Here is a 24,891-nt window from a genome sequence, read left to right on the forward strand (position 1 = left end):
CCAGTAAATCATTTTCCTTGCTTAAAACAGCTGATGATAACTACAAAAATTTAAACCAGGAGTGAAATCCATTGTTCACATTACTAGTCATAATCGTTATTATTTGGTTCATATCTTCAGCGGGGGGCAGCTCTGGCTCCAGCAGCAGTAGCAACAGCAACAATAATAGCTACTCAAGCAGCAGTTACAATAGTAATGGGAATACCGGCCGCACTTCATCAACATCAACATCAAAATATGCAAAAGAATATAAATGTACAAAATGCCAGCATATTCATTATTCCCAGCAAAGCCATTGTGAAAAATGCGGTTGGGAAATTTCTAAGAAACATATACATTTCAGTGCGAATCTTACTGGGGTTACATACGAAGGTCGTCAGGGGATTATTGCCCAAACAGAGGAATGGGATCAAATCACACTAAAACGTGATAAGAACAACCAGCATGACCGTAACGCAGTCGGGGTATATAATTCGAATGGCAGAAGTCTTGGCTGGGTGCCAAAAGGCTATGCTTCCAATATCGCCCCGCAAATGGATAAAGGAATCACATTGTATGCAGAAATTAAAAAAATTGTTGGTGGAAACGGCTATAATTATGGAATTGAAGTCAGGATTTCTAACGATCTTTCTAAAATGAAAAAGGAAAACTCATCATCAATGCCGAAAACTACACCATCAAAACCGGTGGCTCAACCATCTTATAATTCAATGAATCAGAGAAATCACAAAGGAAATGGTGCTGTTGCCACTGCCATTAAGATTCCGGCTGCTGTAAACATTAAAAATCATGAATCGGTCTACCTTGATTCAATTCTGTTGAGACAATCAAATGCAGAGTCACGAGATGAAGTTCTTATGGTAGTTACTGATTTTGAAAAGTATAAAAAGGCTGCTTTACCTTATATGAATAGGCAAAGGATCACGGACTTGCTTGTCAATGATTTAGAGGGCGTCTTCGATAATACTATCATGCTAGCCGGCGGCAGAGAATCCAATTTTGTCCATCGTCATTACAAAGCGATTTTAATTCAGTTGGCCTACCAATTAGGTTTCCTTATTGACCGGATCCTGCCAGAAACTGCCCATGCCAGATATGCACAAAATAAGATGAATTGGCTTAGTACAATGGATGTCAGGTTAGAAACTAAATTACTTCAAGGATTTTTTAATAAACATGTCATAGTGAATGGTGAATCGCCAATCATTTATGACTCAACACAAGGCAGCCAGGTACGGTTATGGGACATTGATGAAATTACATATGTTCTGTCTAATGTCACTGAACTGGGACAAAAGTTTAAGAGATATATTGAAATGAATTAGCGGATAGACAAAGAATCTTCCTCAGGAGATATCTTGTCTTATCAGAATCATCAGGAGGGATTAAATATGTTTGAGGATGACTATGATGAATACGACTATGCAGAAGAATATGAACCAGATCCCTATGAAGATGAATTAAACAGACAATACAATAAGGTGAAGAATGAGTTTATTCTAAGCTATATTAGTAAACCGGTTGATCGCCTCACATTCCATCTTTTAAAGGATATATATAAAGATTTAAAAAATATTCCTTACGAGCAATCAAGTTTAAGAAATTCTTTCATAAAGGATACTGTTGGTCAAATACAAAACCAGTCCTTTAAAAAGAAGTTCTTGACTGAGGCTTTTCTTTACCAATTCAGAAACACGAATCTAAATTTAAATCCTGGAGAAAGTTTAAAAATTATTTATGAGGATGATACTTTTAATCTTTCAAAATTGTTCTATGAAAATGGCCATTATCCTTTTGTCATGAAATTTATCCTGGAGACAGTCAGCAGGGCGGAAAAGAATAAACCTGCTGAAACTTACACAAGGAGCAAGTACACAGTCGATCACAGTCATGATGATGACAATGAATACAGCGATGTACTTTATTGGGAAGCAGTTCATGATGGGGAGATCGTTCCTGATGAATACGTGGATAATAATGACTCTGACTTTGACTCCTATGACGATTACTATTCATATGACAGAGAGGATTCTAAGATTTATTCCGACCCCGAACGCATTGCCAGTAAACTTGAAAAGTATATTAAGTTATTAGAGGAAGAAACAGCATTTACAATACCTATGAATGACCAGGTGCAATTCTTGGAAAAGTTTAAAAAGCATTCCTTTACCGCAAAAAGTTTTTTATCAGACTTAATGATCAAGAAGCACATTGACAATGTTTTAGGTGAACTGGAGAGATTGAGTGAGGCTGTAGGGCTTGATGTGGAGATTTCTTCTTCCTTTGACAAAAAGCTTAACTTCAACAGGAAAGATGGAAGCAGATATTTAGAGTTGACTTTCTTTAAGGAAGTGAATGATAAAGAGAGTTGGGGAAGCAATGATTTTAGCCTCTATATTGATAACATAAAGAAAAATGTCTCTACGCCAGATCTGGAGTTTGTTTTATCTGTACTACAAACAGTTGGTTATGATGTTGACCACCGGTATATTGATTTTGTATATGAAGTACTGGAAAAAGACGACTTCTTTGGCGATAATCATATAAAGTTCCCTTCGGGGCTGAAAATTAAAGCGATCAATCATGGAAACGAGTTGCGCCAATTTTTGGAATGGCAGGACTAAATTTTTGATAAAGCGGCAATCGATGGTTTTGATGACCATATTTTTTACTAAAGAGGTGTTCATACATCTCTTTTTTGCTTATCCTCTTTAGGATTATCATTAACTCACTATGGTTAGGCTGATACCTAAGAGGGTGATGCGAGTGATTATAAATTATAAACTGATGTTCGGAATGGATAAGCTGATGCATTTTATTGGTTTTGCAGGTATCTCAGCATTGATAGGTGTCTTTATGTTAATTATCTCAGACCGCGACCGAGTCAAAGACCAGTTAAGTGTTATATGGTTTGTGTTGGTAACTATTGGAATAATTGAAGAGTACCGGCAGTACCTGGATCCAGTCAGAAGTTCGGAGTTCTTTGATGCCATTGCAAATATTTTTGGAGTGACAACAGGGGTGGGCATTACATTGGGAGTATCTTATATTCTTGCTTCTAAGCAAGAGATTCTTTCGAATGTTTTTCGTCTATATCCCATGATTCTGATAATGTTGTTAATAGGCTTGCTGTACTTTAATGAAAGGCCTTTTCTAATTGATGTGTCTATTCGCGAACAAGTCAGGAGTCTGGCCGCACTAATTGGCTTTTAGTTCAGAAGGTATTATAAAGCAATCACATAAAAAAGCGGAGGGGTCACCCTCCGCTTTTCTCGTCATCCTCTTATAAACTTGGTGAATAAGCGGTACGAGGAATTTTATCATATTCCGCCGCGTCCAGTTCCTCCACGCTACCATCTACTACCCCATTAATAATTCCATACAATCCTGTTTCAACAGCCTTAACGAGCTGTCCCTTTTTCTTCTGTCCTAATGTATGCGATTGTCCCCTTACTTCGAAAAGGACTGTGCCGCTGCCGTTTAATGCAAAGCTGCCAAGAGCTGTTCCTGGAAGGTCAAGGTTTTGTTGATATAGCGTGATGTTGTTAAACGGTGAATTTTCACCAAGTGCCTGCAGCGCATTGTACGCAGCAAGATTTAACTGTTTGGAAAACTCGAAATTATAGTTGTCCTTATATTCGGCGTACTTTGCGCCTTCTGCTGTGTTTGGATCCGGGACGAAGTCTGCTGAAAGAGACATGGTGACAAGGTTATCTGTTCCTTCAACATAGTAATGTCCTTGGTGGTGAAGATCTACAAATACATCCACTTTTCCGAATTCAGCTAAAAGAGACTTATAAACATCACGTACCGTTTGTGATTCTGGGGTTATGTACCAGCCTGGCTTACTTGAGGTTCCCGGGAAGTCCTCGGCTTGAGGGACATAATCCAAATTTGGGTTGAAGTCACGGTTTACGTCAAATCCTGGTCTGCCATTATAGTCCCTGTCCTGGATAATCCGGTTGTTATAATAATTCCATGCTGGGCCAGCAGCATCAGCTAGCTGAGGGAAATCATCGACTACCTCTTCCCATGACATATCATTTCCTCGTCGATCCAGTTCAGAAGCATCCGGGTTCATTTTCGGCAAAGTGACAAGGGTGATTTCCTCACGAATTTTTTGTGCTTCAGGCGAGTTGCTGGATCCGAGGTATTGAAGCATGCTAAGCAAGGCTTCGGTTCCGGTATTTTCATTTCCATGGATCTCGCTTTCGATCAGGACAACCTTTTCACCTGTTCCCACTCTAGCCTGGTAAATATCTCTTCTCTGGTTTGATTGACCAACAACCTCCAAAGCAACTCGGCCCTGGCTGTTTGCTTCAATTTGCAGGAGGCGTTTCACCATCTCAGCATAGTCAGTATAGCCATTTACAGAGTAAACCTGGTTGTCATTGTAAAGGTTTCCGTTAGGCGAGTTAGTAGCTAGTGTAGGCGTCGCAAGAGCTGTGCACAATGCCAGAACACTTAAACCTGTTAGTACTTTGCTATTTTTCATAGATTCTTTCACTCCTTAGACTTGTAAAGTAATTTCATAACTATATTAAGATGTTTAATAGAGCAAAGGGTGCTAGAATTTGTCGAATATTTCGATTTACGAAATAAATGAGTGGAAGGTACTAGAGCGAATTAGCATAATGGTAGTTTTGGAATAGAATATAGAAAGGGGAGCGTATTTCTATTTTCCTGTATGTTTGGTAGTGATGGTTTGTTTTTATCAAGAGTTAAAGAAATGGTGACTAATATTTATATTTTTCATTTTCTAGATATACAGTTATTCGGATAAAAAAAGCCAGCAACCATACCTTGTTTGCTGGCCATTGCTTTATTTTTAGTTTGCCAAATCGATGATTCGACCTTCAACAACAGGACTCACTGTATTGTTTTCTTGTTGGCTCACATATTCCGTGAAGATTTCCCAGTCAACAAAACCAGGCTCGCTCACACGGCCTTCACTGTAAGCATTCCCGAATACATCGTATCCGTCTCCGCCTTTAGCGGTAAATGTGTTTGTTGCGACTGCATATGTTTTATTAAGATCCAGACTTACGTAATTTACTCCGTCTTCTTTTACCTCAACTGACTGCACACGCTGGCCAGCTGGAAGGGAGCTGTCGTACGTGAATTTCATGCCGGATACTTGCAGGAAACCTCCGAATGCTGTTGGGGCATCCTTCACGCTATGCTCCAATGCTTCTTTGATTTCGGCACCTGTCAGCTGCATGATTGCTAATGAGTTTCCGAATGGCATTACTTCAAGTACTTTTGACATTGTAATTTCACCAGCATTCACAGATGTCCGGATACCGCCGCCGTTTTGGAGTGCGATCACCGTATCAGGATTGATTGTTTGTGCTTTTGCGAGCATACCATCCGTAATCAGGTTTCCTAGGTTCGTTTCACCTGTTCTTGCGGCAGGGTTTCCACCAATTAAGTCAACAGTTGTTGTTCCGATTACGGTGTTTTTCATCTCTTCAACAGCAGGTTTGTATTTCTCGTTCAAAATTTGGGCTGCTGCTGCATCTTCTTCATAATTTTTCATATCCAGCAACTCACCTGCATATTCAATTACTCTTCCATTTTTATTGAATTTAACATCCAGCGTACCAAGGAACTTACCATATTCATTAGCCTGGACGATGACTGTCGGTTCTTTTCCAACCTCGACAAATACTGGTTCGGTCAATTTAACGTGAGTGTGGCCGCCAACGATTACATCTATGCCTTCTACTTCCTCAGCCAATGTAAGGTCATTGTCGCCGCCGCCGTCATTCAGTCCGATGTGAGTAAGAGCGATGATTTTATTGACTCCTTGTTCCTCAAACGCTTTAACAGCTTCTCTTGCTTCGTTGAGGTAATCATTGAATTCGACATCATCTCCAGGGCTGGAGATGTCTACTGTTTCAGCGGTAGTAAGACCAAAAATACCGATTTTCTCCCCATTTACTTCTTTTACAATGCCTTTGTAGATTTCACCATCATTCGCTTCTGATGAGAACTCACTATTTGCAAGCATATTCATATTTTGGTCTTTTTCAAAGTTGACGTTCGCGCTGACAAATGGGAAGTCCGCTTCTTTTACAAAGTTTGCTAGAACACCGGTCCCTTTATCAAATTCGTGGTTTCCGAATGTCATGGCATCATATCCAGCAAGATTCATGAACTCCAAATCCGCCAGTCCTTGAAACTCGTTAAAATATAGTGTTCCGGAAAAAACATCCCCGGCATCTAATAACAAAGTGTTAGTGTTTTCCTCACGCACCTGCTTAATAGCAGAAACCCGTTTCGCGACATTATCTAAATGCGCATGCGTATCATTGGTATGCATAACCGTTAATTCAAAAGGCTTGCCTGGCTTTACGCCCTTCATATTTGCAGATACACCAGGTACAGCAATAGATGTCAAAAGCGCAGCAGATGCAGCTACTGATAAAAACTTACGATAGAACTTGGTACGGTAGTTCATTAACATTTTCCTCCTTGTAATCTTAAGTGATGTTGCTATTAAACTAGTTACCTCGCTCAAACACTTCAATTCTATCAAAATTGACACGATATAAATTAAATAAATTGAAAATTCGTTAATTTGGTAATTTAGTAATGGGAGAAAAGAACCGATAGTTAGGATGTATGTATTCAATACAAGGATAATAGCCGCAGTACAATAAAAAGGAGAGAGCTGCGAAGGAATTTCAATTTATCTGCCGAATTGTTCTGAAATAGAAAGAGTACTGGGGGAGAAGAATGAAAAAGAGGGTATTATTAAGAAAGCTAGTATTTTTCTTGTTACTGATCTTGAGTGGATGCTCAGAAGGGCTTCAGGAGGAAGCAGTGGCAAGTGCAGAAGTGAAAGAACAAAAGATTGTCCAAACTCAAATTCAAATTCCTGTAACTAAAGACTTTATGCCTAATATGAATTTTGTGCCAAAGAGCAATATACCAACCCATGTTGTATTGCACTTTATAAGCAATGCCGGAGTCAATCCTGAGAATCCATATATATATGAGGACATCAGAAAAGTTTTTATTGATTACGATGTCTCGCCACATTACATGATTGATCGGGAAGGAGAAATATACTTTCTGCTCCCGGAAAGCCGGGCCGCCCGCCATGCAGGGAAAGGGGAACTTACCAAGTATACAGATTATAATAATCAGTTGAATAGATATTCGATTGGTGTTGAGTTAATGGCCATCGGAACACAATCCGAAATGCAGCAAATGATGTCTCCAGAGCACTATAAGAAAATACCCCTGAAACATATCGGCTATACTGAAGCACAATATAAAGCTCTTAATCTGCTTATTGATGATATACTGGCAAGAAACAAAGAGATTAAGAGAGACAAGAATCATATAGTTGGTCATGATGAATACGCACCAGAACGTAAAACAGATCCGGGAAGTTTATTTGACTGGTCAAGGATATTAGGGGAGAAATGAAGGGAGGAGGAGCATTATTTTCTATGCTCGGAATCAGTATTGGGTATATGTAAATACTTAAAGAAATCAATCAGACGCAACTAAATAAATAAAAAATATAGAAAGTTAATTTTATATAAAACATAGGTAAGCTAGGATTTTAATGAAAAGGAGAGCCATGTTGCCTAACGGGTTCCGTTTCCTATCGCAAAACTTGAAATTACAATAGAAAATGGATGGTAAAATGTATATTAATTTGCACCGCTTTTGCGGTGCATTTTGTTTATAAAAATAGCCCAGTCATTTTAGAACTGGGCTGTACACTGTATTTATTTTGTTAATCTGTTTTAACTTCATAATTCGTCATTTTGCCTTTATCATCAAACCAAATTACTAGCCATTCACTATCAATACTAATAAAACCACGCTCGGCACCTAAGTAATATACAAGATTGTTCGGTTCTTTAAAATATACATCTTTTTCTTGTTCTCCTAAAAGTTCTATTATTTCCGCTTTGGTTTTTCCTTTCAAGTTCACTTCCGAGAGCAGGCTATCCACCATATCTACTCTTTCCTCTGGCTTTTTTAACCATCTGTCTTGGTTAAACTTATCAGGTGAAAATATCAAAAATAAAATGCAAATTACTCCACCAATAAGTAATCCAAGTGACAGTAATGTTAACGTTATCACCTTAATTGTTTTTTTCATTTAATTGCTCCTACAAGATTTAGTATGTGAATTCGACTATTAAAGGAATTAACGCTTATAAATAATATCCCTCCAACTATATGCTCTTTTGGCAATACCAATTCTCTGTGCAGGGGTCAGCTCATCTCCGTAGGTTTTAAAAGGCTGACAAAAGTTGTAGTAGGTTCGTAAAATTGTGATTGCCATTTGTGCATATTTTGGATTGAAATTGCTGTAAATATATGATTTTCCGTCACCCCTTGATGTCACTAACGGTCTCTCCAAAATAGATAAGCTACGTCTAATTTCCTGTAAAAAGGCATTTACCGCATTATCATTAGCCCTTGTAATTAGCCTTGCTAGGTGTTCATCTGATACCTTTGAGGTATCTGAAATCACATCAATATAACGGCTTCCTCGGTCAGCCATCGCAATGGGATGTTCAATCTTATTAGATTTATGGACATTATAAGGTGTACCGTCCGGAGCTACTTTTGTTTCGTAAAATTTGTGTACAGCTAACCTTCTTCTCAAATATTCAATCGCTACCTCATAATCAGATTGTTCCTTTAAACCATTGGACTCCGCCCAATTTTTCAGGTGTTTATTTGCATCGATATATTCTTGAAAAGCAGCTTCCCTTGATAGTGTCTTATCGAAGGTGTTAACAAAATAATGCAATCTACCCTTACTGATTTCTTCTGCGAATACCTTTTTTATGGCAGATTTCAACACCATATCATCATCGCTAACCACACGCCATTTGTCCGTTTTCACCATTTGTTTTATTAAAAACATCTGAGCCATCGCCGTATATGTATGATTGATGTGCAATCCATCGACATATTTTCCTCTTAACATATAATCTTGTATTTCACGGTAATAGTCTGCTGAACTCTGCGTATCATTCACAATCGGCTCCATAGGATAATACGAGTAATTTGTATACTTTGCATTTTTCCGCAGTTCTACTGGTAAATGGTCATCTTTGTAGGCTAGAGTGTCCATTTCAATTTTTTTAAAATCAATGTCCCAATCATACGCTATATCTGCCCTGAAGACATAACGAGAAGTTAAATCGGTTGTAACAACCGTCTGTGTTTGTAACTGCTTCTCCGATACCGTTCCTTTTGTTCGTGGCTGTCCCTTTTTTCGAACATTGTTTAGGTAATACATCATCATATCGGTATTCAACCAAATCCGAGGAAATATTTGTTTAGCAAATTGCTTCGCCTCTCTAATTTCCAAAAATTCCAAACAACAGCGATAAAGCCATTCTAGTTTACTGTAATAAGTGCTTCGCCCTATCCCTAATATTTTACACGTACTTGAAACGGGAACTCGGTTAATTAAATGTTCTGCAAAGGTAAGCAAAATGTCATTCCGTTTTTGTGTGTACGATGTGGTCTGCGACTTATTAGGCAATATATTTGTATATTTTTTACAGGATTTACATTGAACAATTTGAGCTTTAGATGTTGCTTTTCCTCGTTTATAGAAGGATTTTGGGTTTTCAAAATAAGTCTGATTTTCTGAACAATCATCTTTATGGAATTCGTAGTCGGGCTCCAAAGGAACAGTGGAATTAATGCGAACCAATCTTTCTATTTCAGTTGCTAAGGACCAATTGGAAAAAGTCTTCGTATAGCACCCTAAAGTCGGTACACCCATTTGATTAGTCGGGTCTGGCACACAATTGATTGTTCTTGAACCATCCTTGCCTGTAAATTTATATCTTTTACTTTTGCCAATCTTATAATCTTCTTGAGGCTGCCTATGGTTTTTACAAAAGGGGTCAGAACAGTAATTTACTTGAATTTCATATTCTTTCTCGCCCCAATGCAAATGCACTTCTCGAAAGGCAGAATGAATATATAGAGTTTTCATTTTTTTATCTGACAATACATTGTAATCATTTATACGTTTCACAAGTTCTTCTGAAGAGATGTTTGGTTCAATGCGACAAATAGGGTCAGCCAAATTAGCCAAACGTTTAATTTTGTACATCGCTTATACCCAATTCAAGCTTCATACGCTTATTACTACGTTTGGTTTCTACATACTTGATGAAATCATCATCCTTTAGCAAGTGCGGCAATACCTCCTCTAATACCTGTGAAGGTGTTAGACCCGTATAATCGGAATAATGCTCTAAAATTTTTCGAGATTGGAAGGACAGCTTAAATTTAACGTCCTCTGTATTCGGGTACTTAGGCTTGATTTTCAAATATACCGACTCCTATTTATTGGTAAAAATATGCTAGCTAATTTGTATAGTAATTTATAGGTCGAATTGCTTATATATACTGGCTAGTATATATTAGCAATATTATAGGCATTTTGCTATACAAATAAACATCAAAATGGGCAATAAATCCCTTTTTACCAAGAAAAAACACCTATCAAATTGGTATACAATTCGATAGGTGTTTAATATTACATTTTCTTCGTTTGCGATAGGGAACGGAACCCGTTACATGTTGCCGGCTCTCCTTTTCACTTTGCTAATTCTTGGCCAACTTGGCTACATGTACTATCTTACCCCTTGTTTTTAGCTGTTTATCGCTGCCAGAGTCTTTTATTTTAGGTACAGTCAAAATATAATTGCTGAACGGAAGCAACTGTATAAGTTTAGTAAGGAATATTGTCCCTAATAGGATGATTCCAAAAGTAATAGGGAATAAAGATGTCTTCCAAAGGATTGAGGGCGCAACTCTTTCAAATATGTTAATCACAAATGGATGAATTAGATAAATTGCCATTGATAAAGTCCCTATTTCTTTTAGGAATTTATCAAGAATCCTAACCTTCCTTATATCGTCCATGATTCCAGCCATAAATAAAGTCAAGATAGGAATATTAATAAAGTTTGCTGTTCTATTTGAAGCAATAGAGCCAGCACTTCGATATTCGAGGACCGATAAAGCAATCACTATCACTGAGGCGAAACTTAGCGCTATTTTATATCTCTTTGAAAATGCGAGAAGAGTCTCCCAGTAATAAGCTAAAAATCCCCCCGAAAATAAAGAAGAAGATCCATTCCGGCAGAAAAGCGCGCTGGCTTAATATCAACCCTGCAACCCCTTCAAATTGGGCGGAAACATCAACCTTCACAAAGTACCAATTAATCAACCCTGCAAGCACCAATAAGAAAGGCCACATTATTTTTGAACGAAATAACTGCAGAATCGGGAAGATTAGATAAAATTGAAAAACAATGGATATAAAATATAAATGATAAAAAGCATTTCCAGATAGAAAATTGATTAAAAAGCTCTCCATGCCATCTCGCATGGGATTGATTTTCAAGATGAAGTACGTAAATAGAAGATAGAAAACACTCCATACAAGAAAGGGAATGCCTATCTTCGTAAAGCGGCTCGAAAGAAACCTTTTTAATTGGAAGCCTCTTGTCCTAGTCTGATAGAATAGCAAAAACCCACTCATCATCGCAAACATTGGAGTTCCAAAGCGACTGATTTGGTTAATAAAAAAGGTATAATCATTATATTGTTTGTCATGCTGATAGAAGTAAGCTGCTGACACATGGACAAGAAGGACCATTAAGCTAGCGATCGCACGGATATAATGAATTTCATAAATGTGTTCACGTTTATTCCTCATCCATCTCACAACCTTCTTATAAAAGTAGAAAAAGCCTTCTACATAATACAAGAAAAAAGCTGTATGTCTCTTCATTTAACCTATTTTTAATGGTTATGTATTATTATCTTAATATAATTACTGTATTTTAGGTGAATTATATATTTATTGTCAGACATGTAAAAGATACAAAAAACCTGAGCGAAGATTAGCTTTCGCTCAGGTTTATTCTTTCCTGGAAACAGAGTCTTCAATTAAGTCAGCTACCAGGATATATCGTTCAGGTGCATCTCCAATGAAATCAAAAGGATAGCATGTGGTCACAGTCAGCGTTGCTCTTGGTTTTGGAACAATTACTGTCCTGTCATCTGCATCAACAATGCGGACTTTTCTGACCTTGTACGTGAATTCGCCTGCTTCTGTTGAGACTATCAGCAAATCACCTTTGCCTACATCGCCAAGCTTGCGAAAAACAGTATCTCTGTGGCCAGAGAGGACAGAATTATCCTTCTCACCTGGAAGCACGCTGCCGGCAAAATGCCCTACACCTTTTTCAAGCTCGTCCTCATCAGTACCATGATAGATTGGCAAGTTGGCGTCAAGTTTAGGAATGAAGAGATTGCCGAACATTTCTCCTTCTTCAGGTCTTTCCGAATAGAGATTCTTTTTAGGACTTTCTTGCGGTTTTCTATCTGCTGTCGGATCAGGCTTATTGGCAAGGACGACCTCTGTTTTTGGTTCTCCAGTTTTAAATAACCAATAGCCCTTCATGAATTTATAAACGTTTGTTCCGCTGAACCAGAAACCGAATACGATTATGACAACGGATAAGGAAAGAAGAACCAGTTTTCCGGTTCTTCTTCCTTTCATATATTTATGCACGTGTAGCTTTCACTTTCCTGAATACAATAGCCCCAAGAAGGATCATCGCTAATCCTGCCATTGTATTTTGCAGGTAATCAGAAGCAGTGTTCGGCAGCTTGCCGCCTTTGACCGTTTTTGCAGGTGCTTTGGCTGCAGGAGCTTTCTTCTCAGCTTTTGCCACTTCATCGGCAGCTTTTTTAACTTCTTCAGCTGCATCTGTTGTATCTTCAATGTTTTCTCCAGTTTCTTCAATGAATTCGGAGTCGAACATTTCTTTTGTGATGACCATGTCAGCTAAAAGATCACCATTGGTAGAATAGATTTTTATCATTAGGTCGGCTCCATTAGTAGAATTCATTTGCATAAGGGATGCAAATGAAACAGGAGTAGTTACTCCATCCTTTACCAGATAGTATTCTACTTTTAGGTCCAACAAAGTAAGCATGCCATCCCAAATGTCAATGAACTCGGCAATGTCTTCAGCAGAAAGTTCAGATGCGCTGTCAAACTCAGGGAAATCCATTAATCTAGCACCGTATCCCTCAAGCGCTGTGAAAAATTGTTCAGGATCAAGGTCAGGATTTTCTAAGATAGAAACGACATGATTGGCAAGTTTATTGGCTTCTGCAAGAGAAAGGCCAAAAGAATCCAAAGTGTTAATCAAGTCATCCTTGGCTTCCATGAAGTAGTGTTCCGCAATAGCGAATTCAAGTTCTTCGATATATTCATAGTTTTCGATTGAATCATCATAAGAATTCAGGAAAGCTTCCAATTCTTCAATTGATCCAAATTCATAGGTTTCAAGAAGCGTTTGCAGGTTTTCGTCAGTGATAGGAGTCATTTCTTCAGTATATAGCCATTCTGATACACTGAAATATAAATCCTCATAAAAAACGAATTCATCCAATGTGGTGTCGGTTTCTTCAAGGAACTGGTTGAATTCTTCTTCTGTCATTCCATATTCGGCAAGCAACTCTTGGAGGTTTTCCTCATCCAAGACAGGTCCCAGATATTCAATTAAATCTTCTAAATCTTCAAATTCTTCTAAAGAATAATCATGCCAGTGTGTTAAATAGGCAACGAAATCCTCCTCAGACATACCAATTTCCTGCAGGTAATTTTGGAACTCTTGATCCTTAGGATCGACCGCGGCAAGTGCAGCAAATGGAAGCAGTCCCAACGTCAATGTGAAAGCCAAGATAATAGATAAAACACGCTTCAAGTAACTCTTCCTCCTACAATTCATATATACTACAAAAGTATTATATAACCTTTCAGAAAAAACAGATAGTGGATATTTTTGTAAAAATATTACTTTTTTTCAGGTGAATCTATTGACAAATTCATGTCTGTACTCCTCTTATTCATTTTGAGTGGATTACTATTAAACTCCGATAGCTCATCGCAAGAATATTGAGCAAGATTAATCGTTTGAATGACGACTTTTCCAACAAGAATGATTAGTAAGATACATCCAATAGTTGGTTCTTAATAGGGGTCATGTAAATACCTGTTCAATAGCTTCTGTGTCTTTCATATAAGAAACTTAATGAAAAATCCCTTCAACAAGTTATTATCCTGAAAAATCGGGTAAATAGTATTTAACACTAAACCCCAAATAAAGGCAGGGATGGTTGATGAAAAACGACAAGAACTCTAATTATTATAAACAAGAAGCGAACTTGAATATGTACATGGATACCATTCATGATGCAGACAATACGGAGATGATACTGATCCGTGAAAAAACAAGGTATACGGATGGGGCAAACAGAATCATTCAAAAGGTGCAGAATGAATTTCTAGAGAAAAGAAGAGAAGAAGAAATTGACTTGGCGCTCAAAAACAAGAATAAGGAAAGATTCATGGAATTGACTTCTGATAATTGGAAGGATGCTTTGTAAGGTGAAACGGAATAAAATTTGGATTATATAAAAAGCCTGAGACCAAAGAATATCAATGGTTTCAGGCTTTTATTGTAAAAGAAAGTACTGGTCCAACTCCACAACTTAGTGTGAGGAATTAGAAGCTTCGGCTTTGATTAATTGATTTAACTGGAAAAAACCGACTGGAATTTCCAGTTCGCCAATAAAATCTGAAAATCGCTAATAAAGTTGTGAACTTCGCCAATAAAATGAAAACGGCCTTAATCTTTTTGCAGGATAATAGCTTACTAATGTTCCAATTTGAGTTTCCTGCCCTTCACAAGCTAGATTAATCAACAATCTCTAACAATTGCTCCTTTAACTTTCTTTTAGCGCCACTTCGCCACTGTTTCACAGCTGAAAAGGAGACTTGTTCTCTTTCAGCAATTTCTTTTATAGACAAAAAATCAACACACGTATAGATAACCCATTTAGTTTCCTTCTCAGTCAGCGTTCCGCAATAACTAAGAAGAAATTCTACCTCAAACGGACTGCCTGAGTTTTGGTCCACGATTGTTTCCCAATATTCTTCCTTCGGAAAGACACTTCTTTCTTCATATTTATTGCTCCGGTTCATTTCATTAAGGATCTGTCCCTTAATAAAGCTATATGCGTAATTTGAGAACGCGCCTTTAACCGGATCAAAAGCTTCAGCTGCTTCCCAGAGTGCTACCAATCCTATATGGAAATACTCTTTTTGGTTTTTATAGATGTGCAAGGTACGAATGATTTTATGAATCATTGGTTCATACTGTTTAGCTAATTGGTCAAAATTATCCATTTGCAATCCTTCCTGGATCGCGCGCGACTGACTTATATTCCCGGGTAGCTTTAAGATACTTTGGAAAGTGGGAGTTGAGCCAATCGCAAAAAATCAATTTTGGATACAAAAAAGCTCAATAAAGAGCCTATTTTGCATCCAAAAATCAATTTTTAAGAGTTATTAGACAACTTCATGAATAAAGAGTATAAAAATGAGTTTTCCATTAAATTGTGAATATTGTTTGTCAACCTAAGAAAAATATTTTTTGGGGTTGGCAGGGAAGGTTAGCACTATTCATGTATATGAAAAGAACGGTTAATGGAGGTAATCTAAAGGATAATTGCAAAATTCAAAGGGATTTATGAAAAATAGCATATATTATACAGAAAAAACATTTTTTTGACAATATTCCATAAGATTCATTATTTTAGAGGAACATTTAAAGCTGATTTACATATAAAAGGAAGAATTTATATAATAATACCAGTAGGGGTTAAAGGGGTGAGATGAAGAAATCCAATAAAAATAAAGATGCCCTCGGGAAAAAGTCTTGGTGGACTCCCGAGGACAAGTGTTGGGTATACCAACTATGTTAGTATACCTTTTCTTATCAAATAATCAATAGATTTTAAAAGGAGAGGATACGATGGACGTGTTATCGGAATACATACTCAATGAAGAATCAGTGCTATTGACTGGAGAATATCATGTGAATGGAAAGCTATATGCTAGGGTGATCCATGGGGAAGAAACATTCCTGGTTGATATGAGACCATTAAAAATTATCGATGAAACGATGATAGGTGTTGGTTCTAATTTTAAAACAGGCCGCAAAAGTGCGAGAAGACTGCTGGGCGATGTCAGTATGTGCCCAATTAAGGTTAACTGCAATCTGGGAATCTGGTTATTCCCGACCAAGTCATACAATGATGATTTTTGCATATGGTTCTCTTTGATGCATGTAAAAGGGACAAAAGCTCTGGGAATACGCAGAACAGAAGTTGAATTGAGCTATGGTCATAAGGTCATCATACAAATGAAAGAATCCGCCTTTAACCAAAGAAGGAAAAAGGCTGAAGAACTAAGAGAAAAGATGACAAAGAACTCAAAAGGTTCTCTAACGTTTTTTGTAGAATCAAAGAAAGGGATTGAGATGATAGAGGGAGAGGGGGTTAAGCGGTATACACTTAATTAGGAGTAACGAAAAAGGTCAAATCGTACCCTTATGGAGCAGCATCGCCTCTCATAAGGTAACGAAAAAGGTCAAATCGTACCCTTATGCAGCAGCATCGCCATTCATAAGGTAACGAAAAAGGTCAAATCGTACCCTTATGGAGCAGCATCGCCTCTCATAAGGTAACGAAAAAGGTCAAATCGTACCCTTATGCAGCAGCATCGCCATTCATAAGGTAACGAAAAAGGTCAAATCGTACCCTTATGCAGCAGTATCGCCATTCATAAGGTAACGAAAAAGGTCAAATCGTACCCTTATGCAGCAGCATCGCCACTCATAAGGTAACGAAAAAGGTCAAATCGTACCCTTATGCAGCAGCATCGTCTCTCATAAGGTAACGAAAAAGGTCAAATCGTACCCTTATGCAGCAGCATCGCCACTCATAAGGTAACGAAAAAGGTCAAATCGTACCCTTATGCAGCAGTATCTCGCCCATATAATTTTTTATTTGACCTTTATGTTGCATGAGAGAGTAGATGAAAAATGTAGTCCAACACAAAAACCATTGAAAGCGATTTCTATGTACGGTATACTGCAAATAAGTTAATATTCGTGATGGAGTCGGGGAGAATCACACAGACAAATCCTATTACTAGGGCAGTTTCTGTAGGGGTTCTCCTCTTTTTAATTACAGGGGGGATTATGGGATGGAGAAATACATTTTATCACTGGATCAGGGCACGACAAGCTCACGGGCGATTCTTTTCAATAAAAAGGGTAAGATTGTCCATGTGGCACAAAAAGAATTTACTCAATTGTTCCCTAAGCCAGGCTGGGTGGAACATAATGCGAATGAAATCTGGGGTTCGATTTTGGCGGTGATTGCTAGTGTTCTTACGGAATCAAATATTAAGCCTGAGGAGATAGCCGGAATAGGGATCACGAATCAGCGGGAAACGACGGTCGTCTGGGATAAGGAAACAGGAGTGCCTGTCTACAATGCGATTGTCTGGCAATCGAGACAGACGAGCCAGATTTGTGATGAGTTAAAAGCGGCAGGACACAATGACCTTTTCAGGAAAAAAACAGGTCTGTTGATCGATGCTTATTTTTCAGGAACGAAAGTGAAATGGATCCTGGATCATGTCGACGGAGCAAGGGAGAAAGCGGAAGCAGGAAAGCTGATGTTCGGAACGATCGATACATGGCTGATCTGGAAGTTATCTGGTGGGCAGGCTCACGTAACGGATTACAGCAATGCCTCGCGTACGCTGATGTTTAATATCCATGACCTCAAATGGGACGAAGAGCTCCTACAAATCCTCGGTGTTCCAGCATCTATGCTGCCGGAGGTTCGCCAATCGTCTGAAGTCTATGCCAAAACGGCACCGCATCACTTCTTTGGGCAGGAAATCCCAATCGCCGGGGCTGCAGGTGACCAGCAGGCTGCACTGTTCGGGCAGGCGTGCTTCGAGGAAGGTATGGGAAAAAATACGTATGGCACTGGCTGCTTCATGCTGATGAATACAGGTGAAAAAGCGGTACAGTCTGAACACGGTTTATTGACAACAATTTCCTGGGGCCTGAACGGAAAGGTAGAATACGCGCTCGAAGGCAGTATTTTCGTGGCCGGATCAGCGCTACAGTGGCTCCGGGATGGATTGAGGATGCTAAAGCATGCGAGCGATAGTGAGACGTATGCTGAAAAGGTGGAGTCCACTGACGGAGTTTATGTGGTTCCAGCCTTCGTTGGACTGGGAACTCCTTATTGGGACAGTGACGTCAGAGGGGCAGTATTTGGCCTGACCCGCGGAACTAGCAAGGAACACTTCGTTCGCGCGACCCTGGAGTCCCTTGCCTATCAGACAAGGGATGTGCTGACCGCGATGGAGGCAGACTCAGGTATTGAGCTAAAAACACTGCGTGTCGATGGCGGTGCCGTGAAAAACAACTTCCTGATGAACTTCCAAAGCGATATCCTCAACGTTCCTGTCGAAAGACCTGTAGTCAACGAGACAACCGCACTTGGTGCAGCATATTTGGCAGGACTCGCGGTTGGCTATTGGGCTGATCAGAAGGAAATTGCTTCCCAGTGGGCGATTGACCGTGCATTTGAACCGAAGATGTCTGAGGATAGCCGCGAGCAGTTATACAGAGGCTGGAAAAAAGCCGTCAACGCTACGATGGCGTTTAAATAATGTAAACTTTTTAAATAGAGTTAGCTAAAGAGACCAAGTGCATTACTGTCTAATGGGTAATGTTTCTTGGGCTCTTTTTGTTTATGAATCTGGATGAAGATAGGTATGAATCCGGGAATTTGATTTGAATAATAACTAATGCTCGTTAGATCCAGAATATGGTCCGCATGAAATTTCTATATTCCACAGCTGTATGACAAATCATTCTCCTTTTATTAAAAAAGTCGTATGACTTTTAATAAAAATTAATAAATATTTCTACTGGGAGGGATTATTCATGGCAGTTTTAGTTACTGGTGGTGCTGGTTATATTGGGAGTCACACTGTATTGGAGCTAATAAAACTCGGGGAGAAAGTAGTGGTCATAGATAATCTCCAAAATGGGCATAAGGAGGCTTTATTTAATGAAGCGAAGTTTTTCGAAGGGGATTTAAGGGATTCTGTATTCCTTGATCGAGTTTTCGCCGAAAAGATTGATACAGTAGTACATTTTGCGGCTGATTCTCTTGTTGGCGAAAGTATGGAAGATCCGCTTAAGTATTTTGACAATAATGTCGGCGGCGCAATTTCACTTTTAAAAGCGATGTCAAAACACAAAGTAAAGAAGATGGTTTTCTCTTCGACTGCAGCGGTTTATGGGGAACCAGACCTAATGCCAATACCTGAAACATTGCAGACCAACCCTACCAATCCTTATGGGGAAACGAAGCTGGTAATCGAAAAAATGCTCCAATGGTCTGAATGGGCTTATGGTATTAAGCATGTTGTCCTCAGGTATTTTAATGTTGCCGGTGCCGATCTAGATGGCAAGCTTGGCGAAGACCACGTGCCTGAGACACACCTGATTCCAATCGTATTGCAGGTCGCGCTTGGCAAACGTGAAAAAATCATGATTTTCGGGGATGACTATGATACAGCGGATGGCTCCTGCATTCGTGATTATATTCATGTGACGGACCTTGCTGATGCTCATATTCTCGCCATTAAAAGACTGCGCGAGGGCGGAACAAGTTCTGTTTATAATCTCGGGAATGGCAACGGCTTCTCTGTAAAAGAAGTGATAGAGATTTCACGTGAAATTACAGGCAAGAAGATTCCTGCTGAAGTTGCCCCAAGACGTGAGGGAGACCCGGCAAGCCTTGTTGCTTCTTCGGGAAAAGCGGCAGACGAACTCGGCTGGAAACCCAAATACACAGCACTTAATACAATGATTAACAGCGCTTGGAATTGGTTTCAAAAGCATCCAGGGGGCTACGCTGGTAAATAGAACAATTGGACAGAATATTGATTGCGAATGAAATGAAGAAATAGTAAGGGTATGATCAGATAAGCTACCGTTCAAATAATGGACGATAGCTTGTTTTTTGGCAAAATTAAATACCCGCGGGGTATGAAAAAGTGTTCTAAGATTTTATAATGGAAGCAAGAAAAAGTTTCTTGTCGAAAAGGGTGAACTTTTCCATGGCGCTAAATAACCGGAAAGTGAAAATCCTCAACAGTTTATTCCATTTGTCTACCCCGGTAAATATTCATGTTTTAGTGGAGAATTACAATATCTCGAGATGTACAATTTATCGCGACATCAAGGATATCTCAGCATGGCTGGCGGAATCCAATCTGCAGCCTGTCCATCATAAGTTGAGCGAAGGTTTTTACTTGAATTCTGCCGAAAAACATCTTATCAAGGAAAAAATCGGGCGACTGGCACTGGATCGTGAATATCACCGTTCGCCACAGGAGAGAAGAGCATGGATCGGAGTACTTCTGCTGACCAGAGAGCACCCTGTTTTTCAGGGGGAGTTGATGACCAAGCTAAATGTCAGTCGAAGCACGATTTCACGTGATATTGAAGAATTAAAGATAAAGCTGGCTAGGCACAATCTGGACCTTCAGTTGGACAAGGGTGAAGGGTATCATATTGCAGGGATAGAACAGGATAAACGGCGAAGCCTTGTCCATTTTCTGGGACGTATTCATCCAGATAAAGAAAGTCACTGGCTGGTGAATGAGACCCCTAGTGAATTTGAAAAAAAGAGCTGTCCCGACCAGATCTTTGCTTCGCCTGATGCTGCAATTATTTACAGGATTATTCTGCAATCAGAAAAATTTCTTAATATCCAGTATCCGGATGACATTATTGAAATCCTCAGCATTCATCTGCTTTTCTTATTAAAGCGCTACCGTCAGGGAAAGATGATGAAAATGGATTCTATGGAAAAAATCATCCTTAAGCCTTCTGACGAGTACGAGGCTGCCCGTTTTATCGGTGAAAGAATGGAAGACGAATTCGAGCTGGTTATCCCGGATGATGAACTTTGCTATCTTTCGGTTTGCTTGATGGAGGTGAAAAATGAGGAATATTGCCCAGGCAGCCCTGGTGAGGCGGAGCTTGCGAGATTAAAAAAGCTAATTGAAAAGATGGTCAATGACTTTGAAGATGATTTCCATCTCTCCTTCAGGGATCGTGATGTGCTCGAACGCAGTTTGTATTTTCATTTGAAATCTGCCTATTACCGCATTGTTTACGGACTTGAGGTTGATAACCTCCTAGCTGAAGGCATCATCAGCAACTATCCAGAGTTGTTCAATGAAACTAAAAAGGTGATACATCACCTGGAAAATGCAATCGGCAAAGAGGTTTCCCAGGATGAAATCGCACTGATTGCCATGCATTTTGGCGGGTGGATTGAACGGTATATTCAATAAAAAAACGTGGCTGCGTCAGCCACGTTTTTGCTTATAGTCTTTTAGCACCAATGAACCTTGGCTTCCAATATGAATTGTTAAGATTGGCGATTGAAACACCGTTTGAAGTTGCAGAGTGAATCATCTGTCCATTGCCAATGTAAATTGCTACGTGAGTAACTTTCTTTCCGCCGCTGGTTGCATAGAATAATAGGTCACCAGGCTGGTATGAAGTAACTTTGGTGCCTACGTTATACATTTCTCCAGCAGTTCGGGGCAATGTAACACCAGCTTTTGCAAATGAATAAGTCACCAATCCTGAACAGTCAAACCCATTGGGATTATTACCGCCCCATTTATACTTAACTCCCAGATTACTTTTGGCAGCAGAGATCGCTGTAGCTTTATAGTTAGCTGGCTTGGAAACTGGTGCTTTGGCAGCTGTTTTTGGTGCAAGGTATTTTGAGCTTACATAACCTGCTTTTCCTTTTGCTGAAACTTTCGCCCAGCCATTTAATTGGGAAGAAACGGTTACTACTTCATTTTTTGAAAGAGTGCTAACAACTTTTCCGGAAGTGGAAGGATTGTTGCGCATATTTAACGTTCCAGAATTAATTTTAACATAATAGGTAGTTCCAGAGGCAGAGGCTTTATCGATAGACGGAACGACAGTAGCTAGTAAAGTGAAGAGCAACATAGAAGTCAAGATTCTCTTAAGCAAGTAATTTACCCCCGTTTGTTAAAAGTTAAACCTAGTATATAGCGAAAGGGGTTACAAACAAATAACGGGATAATTACATTTATATTACAATTTGCGACAATATTTCCAAGTAATATGACGAACTAAGAATATAAAAGTCCTGAAAATATAGGGAAATGAGACAGAAGGTAATTAAGGGGGAACTGGTGAGGGAAGTGAACCAAGGAGGCTATTCTATTTATCTTAAACAAAATTGAAAGACTGCTATTATTTGAAATATAGATAGGTACATTATAGCAGTCTTTCTTTTACACTATTTAAGTTCATTACTGATAAATTCACTCCATTTTCGTTATCCATTAATCTTTTGCTTTATTGATTGATTGCTGATGACAGTTAACAATAAAAATTTTTCCTCCGGGCTCAACATGCTCCAGCTTCCTGCTTTTACTTTCATTTCAACCATTCCTTCTTTAACTGTATTTTTTTACTGTTAATACTTGTAATCCTTATATACCGCCCTTTTCAGAAAAACAAACAACAAAAGTTTCTACAAATTACCAGAAGGAATTACACGCTTACCCTCCACTTTTGTCGAAAGGGGAAATTATTGTTAAAACAAGGTCGAAAATCATCATAAAAAGACAATGAATTTGAACCGAAATTTGGACGATGATGCAATTATGTTTATATATGGTGCAATTTTTCCACATGACCGTGCAAATATTGTTTAGAAGCGTGCAATTAAAAGGTGTGAGTGTGAAATTATCTAATACCTAGCATAAAGACCCTTGGCTAGAACCGAGTTTTATCATGCTCGTTAAGATGTTTTCTCTGCTTCCTTCTCCGTCCGAGGACCTAGAAGACATTACAGACAGGGTCTGTGGTAAAATAGCTGGTTTTGCAGTAATGTATGAGGGAGAAAACATTTTTTAACAGTGATTGAAACATTCTGTGTCTCCTATTCGTATAAAATAGGAAGATTTAAAAACAGGAGTCGATATTAATGAATAAATTCCTTTTACGATTCATGCAAACCGGAGCGGCAATTCCATTTTCCGCGTTTATCTGGCTGCTGGCCTTTGCTGGTTTTGACCAGTCGTTCTGGATGTCGTCACTTTATGGGTTTATTGGCGGTGGCTTCATGTTTCTTGGATTAGGTTATTATCTTGAACGAAGAGTTCTTGAAAAAAACAGGCTCACTAAGAAGGAATACAAATATATACAGAGAAATCTTAAAGAAGCGAATGGAAAGATCAACAAAATCCAGAAATCACTCTTTTCGATCCGCCATATCCGTTCTCTGAGGCAAAGAATGGAGCTTTTGCGTCTAGTGAAAAACATCCAGAAGCTAAGCAATCGGGAACCGAGGAGGTTTTTCCAGGCTGAACAGTTTTACTTTTCACATCTTGACTCAATTATGGAACTAAGCGAGAGGTACGCGTTCCTTTCTTCGCAGCCCGGAAAAAACCGTGAGCTGGAGCGATCTTTATATGATACACAGGATACATTAAAGGAACTTACCAAAATCGTTGAGAAAGATTTAAGTTATATGCTGGCTGATGATATTGACCATCTGAATTTTGAAATTGACGTAGCTAAGCATTCCATCAAGAAGCTAAATGATATTCCTGATGAAACCAGGAGGTTAAAATAATGACTGAAAACAATTCGAATTTATTAAAAAATACCGGCAATATTATGGATGATATATTAACAAACCCATTTGGTGATACACCGGAAATGCAGCTGCAGCCAAGCCCGCAGCAACAGGGGAGTAAACCGGTGAAGCTGATTGATGTCATACCGGAAGAAAATCGACAGAGAGCCTACCAATTAGCTGAGCAGATTGACCCGAAAAACCACCAGGCGATGATCCAATACGGTACTCAGGCACAAGGAAAGTTACTGACTTTTTCCCATGCGATGCTTGAGCATGTCCAAAAAAAGGATGTCGGTGAAGTTGGGGAGATCATCAATGATTTGATGAAGCACCTTCACAATATGAACCCAGAGGAGCTAAGCGCCGATAAACCATCATTCTTTGCGCGGATGTTTGGTAAGCTTTCGGGATCTGTCCAGGAAATTCTCTCGAAGTATCAGAAGACAGGGACCCAAATTGACCGGATCAGCGTGAAATTGGACCGAAGCAAAAATGTACTGCTTTCTGACATAGGCATGCTTGAAAAGTTATATGAAACAAATAAAGAATATTTCAACGCCCTGAACATCTACATCGCTGCTGGGGAGCTGAAGCTAGAGGAGCTTCATGAAAAGACAATTCCGCAGTTAAAGAAAGAAGCAGAAGCTTCCCAGGACCAGATGAAGTTCCAGGAAGTTAACGATATGATCCAGTTCGCCGACCGTCTGGATAAACGTTTATATGACCTGAAGCTTAGCCGGGAAATCACCATCCAGAGTGCGCCGCAAATCCGCTTGATTCAGAACACAAACCAGGCGCTCGTGGAAAAAATCCAATCATCGATTGTTACGGCCATTCCGCTTTGGAAAAACCAGGTTGCGATTGCGTTGACATTGATCAGGCAACGACATGCTGTTGAAGCGCAAAAACAGGTTTCAAAGACAACGAATGAATTACTGTTGAAGAATGCAGAAATGCTTAAAACCAACACAATCGAAACAGCGAAAGAGAATGAACGCGGTATTGTGGATATCGAAACATTGAAGAAGACGCAGGAAAGCCTGATCACTACTCTGGAAGAAACATTGAGGATCCAGGAGGAAGGCAGGACGAAGAGGCGCCAGGCAGAGCAGGACCTTTCAGCTATGGAAAATGAGTTGAAATTAAAGCTGCTGGAAATAAAGGATAAGTAAAAAAATGAACGGGAACTTGAAGTTCTCGTTCATTTTT

Annotated in this window: 22 protein-coding genes; 11 read left to right on the top strand and 11 right to left on the bottom strand. The window is 39.2% G+C overall.

Annotated features, from left to right (window positions below):
- The first annotated feature begins 71 nt into the window (after positions 1-71).
- The 3 genes from LC048_RS24750 to LC048_RS24760 all read left to right on the top strand — a co-directional run bounded on the left by LC048_RS24750 (position 72) and on the right by LC048_RS24760 (position 3,213).
- Positions 72-1,325, top strand: coding sequence for an HIRAN domain-containing protein (locus tag LC048_RS24750; RefSeq protein ID WP_226604985.1), 1,254 nt, complete (start codon positions 72-74; stop codon positions 1,323-1,325).
- Positions 1,326-1,391: 66 nt separating this feature from the next.
- Positions 1,392-2,624 (top strand): hypothetical protein, encoded by a 1,233-nt coding sequence (locus LC048_RS24755; protein WP_226604974.1) that lies wholly within the window; start codon positions 1,392-1,394, stop codon positions 2,622-2,624.
- 136 nt (positions 2,625-2,760) lie between these two features.
- The gene (locus LC048_RS24760; RefSeq protein ID WP_226604971.1) at positions 2,761-3,213 is read left to right on the top strand and encodes a VanZ family protein; all 453 of its coding nucleotides are present in this window, start codon (positions 2,761-2,763) and stop codon (positions 3,211-3,213) included.
- Between the two features lie 70 nt (positions 3,214-3,283).
- Here the strand turns inward: LC048_RS24760 and LC048_RS24765 are convergent, their stop codons facing one another.
- Positions 3,284-4,495: a M14 family zinc carboxypeptidase gene (locus LC048_RS24765; RefSeq protein WP_226604967.1), complete on the bottom strand. Its 1,212-nt coding sequence runs from the start codon at positions 4,493-4,495 to the stop codon at positions 3,284-3,286.
- A gap of 333 nt (positions 4,496-4,828) precedes the next feature.
- The gene (locus LC048_RS24770; protein WP_226604964.1) at positions 4,829-6,463 is read right to left on the bottom strand and encodes a bifunctional metallophosphatase/5'-nucleotidase; all 1,635 of its coding nucleotides are present in this window, start codon (positions 6,461-6,463) and stop codon (positions 4,829-4,831) included.
- A 278-nt stretch (positions 6,464-6,741) separates the two neighbouring features.
- Between LC048_RS24770 and LC048_RS24775 the strand changes: the two genes are divergently transcribed.
- On the top strand, positions 6,742-7,440 hold the full coding sequence (locus LC048_RS24775; protein WP_226604963.1) for an N-acetylmuramoyl-L-alanine amidase: 699 nt from the start codon (positions 6,742-6,744) through the stop codon (positions 7,438-7,440).
- A 316-nt stretch (positions 7,441-7,756) separates the two neighbouring features.
- Here the strand turns inward: LC048_RS24775 and LC048_RS24780 are convergent, their stop codons facing one another.
- The 7 genes from LC048_RS24780 to LC048_RS24810 form a co-directional block, all read right to left on the bottom strand.
- A complete protein-coding gene (locus tag LC048_RS24780; RefSeq protein ID WP_226604947.1) occupies positions 7,757-8,128 on the bottom strand; it encodes a hypothetical protein in 372 nt (123 codons plus the stop codon).
- A gap of 48 nt (positions 8,129-8,176) precedes the next feature.
- Positions 8,177-10,114 carry an insertion element protein gene (locus LC048_RS24785; protein WP_226604944.1) on the bottom strand — a complete coding sequence of 646 codons (1,938 nt, stop codon included), beginning with the start codon at positions 10,112-10,114 and terminating at the stop codon, positions 8,177-8,179.
- Positions 10,101-10,334 carry a hypothetical protein gene (locus LC048_RS24790; protein ID WP_226604942.1) on the bottom strand — a complete coding sequence of 78 codons (234 nt, stop codon included), beginning with the start codon at positions 10,332-10,334 and terminating at the stop codon, positions 10,101-10,103. Before LC048_RS24790 ends, LC048_RS24785 begins: the two co-directional genes overlap by 14 nt.
- 277 nt (positions 10,335-10,611) lie before the next feature.
- A complete protein-coding gene (locus tag LC048_RS24795) occupies positions 10,612-11,046 on the bottom strand; it encodes an acyltransferase family protein (RefSeq protein ID WP_371931965.1) in 435 nt (144 codons plus the stop codon).
- A 22-nt stretch (positions 11,047-11,068) separates the two neighbouring features.
- Positions 11,069-11,731, bottom strand: a complete 663-nt coding sequence (locus LC048_RS24800) for an acyltransferase (RefSeq protein ID WP_371931966.1) — start codon at positions 11,729-11,731, stop codon at positions 11,069-11,071.
- A gap of 204 nt (positions 11,732-11,935) precedes the next feature.
- Positions 11,936-12,580: a class D sortase gene (locus LC048_RS24805; protein ID WP_226604937.1), complete on the bottom strand. Its 645-nt coding sequence runs from the start codon at positions 12,578-12,580 to the stop codon at positions 11,936-11,938.
- A 4-nt stretch (positions 12,581-12,584) separates the two neighbouring features.
- On the bottom strand, positions 12,585-13,796 hold the full coding sequence (locus LC048_RS24810) for a processed acidic surface protein (protein WP_226604934.1): 1,212 nt from the start codon (positions 13,794-13,796) through the stop codon (positions 12,585-12,587).
- A 415-nt stretch (positions 13,797-14,211) separates the two neighbouring features.
- Between LC048_RS24810 and LC048_RS24815 the strand changes: the two genes are divergently transcribed.
- Positions 14,212-14,478 carry an IDEAL domain-containing protein gene (locus tag LC048_RS24815; protein WP_226604931.1) on the top strand — a complete coding sequence of 89 codons (267 nt, stop codon included), beginning with the start codon at positions 14,212-14,214 and terminating at the stop codon, positions 14,476-14,478.
- A 310-nt stretch (positions 14,479-14,788) separates the two neighbouring features.
- Here LC048_RS24815 and LC048_RS24820 read toward each other — a convergent pair whose 3' ends face one another.
- On the bottom strand, positions 14,789-15,280 hold the full coding sequence (locus LC048_RS24820) for a sigma-70 family RNA polymerase sigma factor (protein WP_226604928.1): 492 nt from the start codon (positions 15,278-15,280) through the stop codon (positions 14,789-14,791).
- 628 nt (positions 15,281-15,908) lie between these two features.
- Here LC048_RS24820 and LC048_RS24825 point away from each other — a divergent pair.
- The 4 genes from LC048_RS24825 (at position 15,909) to LC048_RS24840 (ending at position 21,340) form a co-directional block, all read left to right on the top strand.
- A complete protein-coding gene (locus tag LC048_RS24825) occupies positions 15,909-16,457 on the top strand; it encodes a competence protein ComK (RefSeq protein ID WP_226604926.1) in 549 nt (182 codons plus the stop codon).
- Between the two features lie 686 nt (positions 16,458-17,143).
- A complete protein-coding gene (glpK, locus tag LC048_RS24830; protein WP_306049086.1) occupies positions 17,144-18,634 on the top strand; it encodes a glycerol kinase GlpK in 1,491 nt (496 codons plus the stop codon).
- Between the two features lie 277 nt (positions 18,635-18,911).
- The gene (gene galE / locus LC048_RS24835; protein ID WP_226604920.1) at positions 18,912-19,901 is read left to right on the top strand and encodes a UDP-glucose 4-epimerase GalE; all 990 of its coding nucleotides are present in this window, start codon (positions 18,912-18,914) and stop codon (positions 19,899-19,901) included.
- Between the two features lie 194 nt (positions 19,902-20,095).
- Complete coding sequence (locus LC048_RS24840; protein WP_306049088.1) at positions 20,096-21,340, top strand: BglG family transcription antiterminator; 1,245 nt, start codon at positions 20,096-20,098, stop codon at positions 21,338-21,340.
- Between the two features lie 31 nt (positions 21,341-21,371).
- Here LC048_RS24840 and LC048_RS24845 read toward each other — a convergent pair whose 3' ends face one another.
- Entirely contained in the window at positions 21,372-22,040 is a 669-nt protein-coding gene (locus tag LC048_RS24845; RefSeq protein ID WP_226604914.1) for a C40 family peptidase, read from the bottom strand.
- Positions 22,041-23,025: 985 nt separating this feature from the next.
- On the opposite strand from LC048_RS24845, the gene LC048_RS24850 reads away from it, so the two are divergent.
- Complete coding sequence (locus tag LC048_RS24850; RefSeq protein WP_226604911.1) at positions 23,026-23,676, top strand: 5-bromo-4-chloroindolyl phosphate hydrolysis family protein; 651 nt, start codon at positions 23,026-23,028, stop codon at positions 23,674-23,676.
- Positions 23,676-24,854 carry a toxic anion resistance protein gene (locus LC048_RS24855; RefSeq protein WP_306049090.1) on the top strand — a complete coding sequence of 393 codons (1,179 nt, stop codon included), beginning with the start codon at positions 23,676-23,678 and terminating at the stop codon, positions 24,852-24,854. Before LC048_RS24850 ends, LC048_RS24855 begins: the two co-directional genes overlap by 1 nt.
- The last annotated feature ends 37 nt before the right edge of the window (positions 24,855-24,891 follow it).

The organism is Mesobacillus subterraneus (assembly GCF_020524355.2).
Classification (GTDB): Bacteria; Bacillota; Bacilli; order Bacillales; family Cytobacillaceae; genus Mesobacillus; species Mesobacillus subterraneus_C.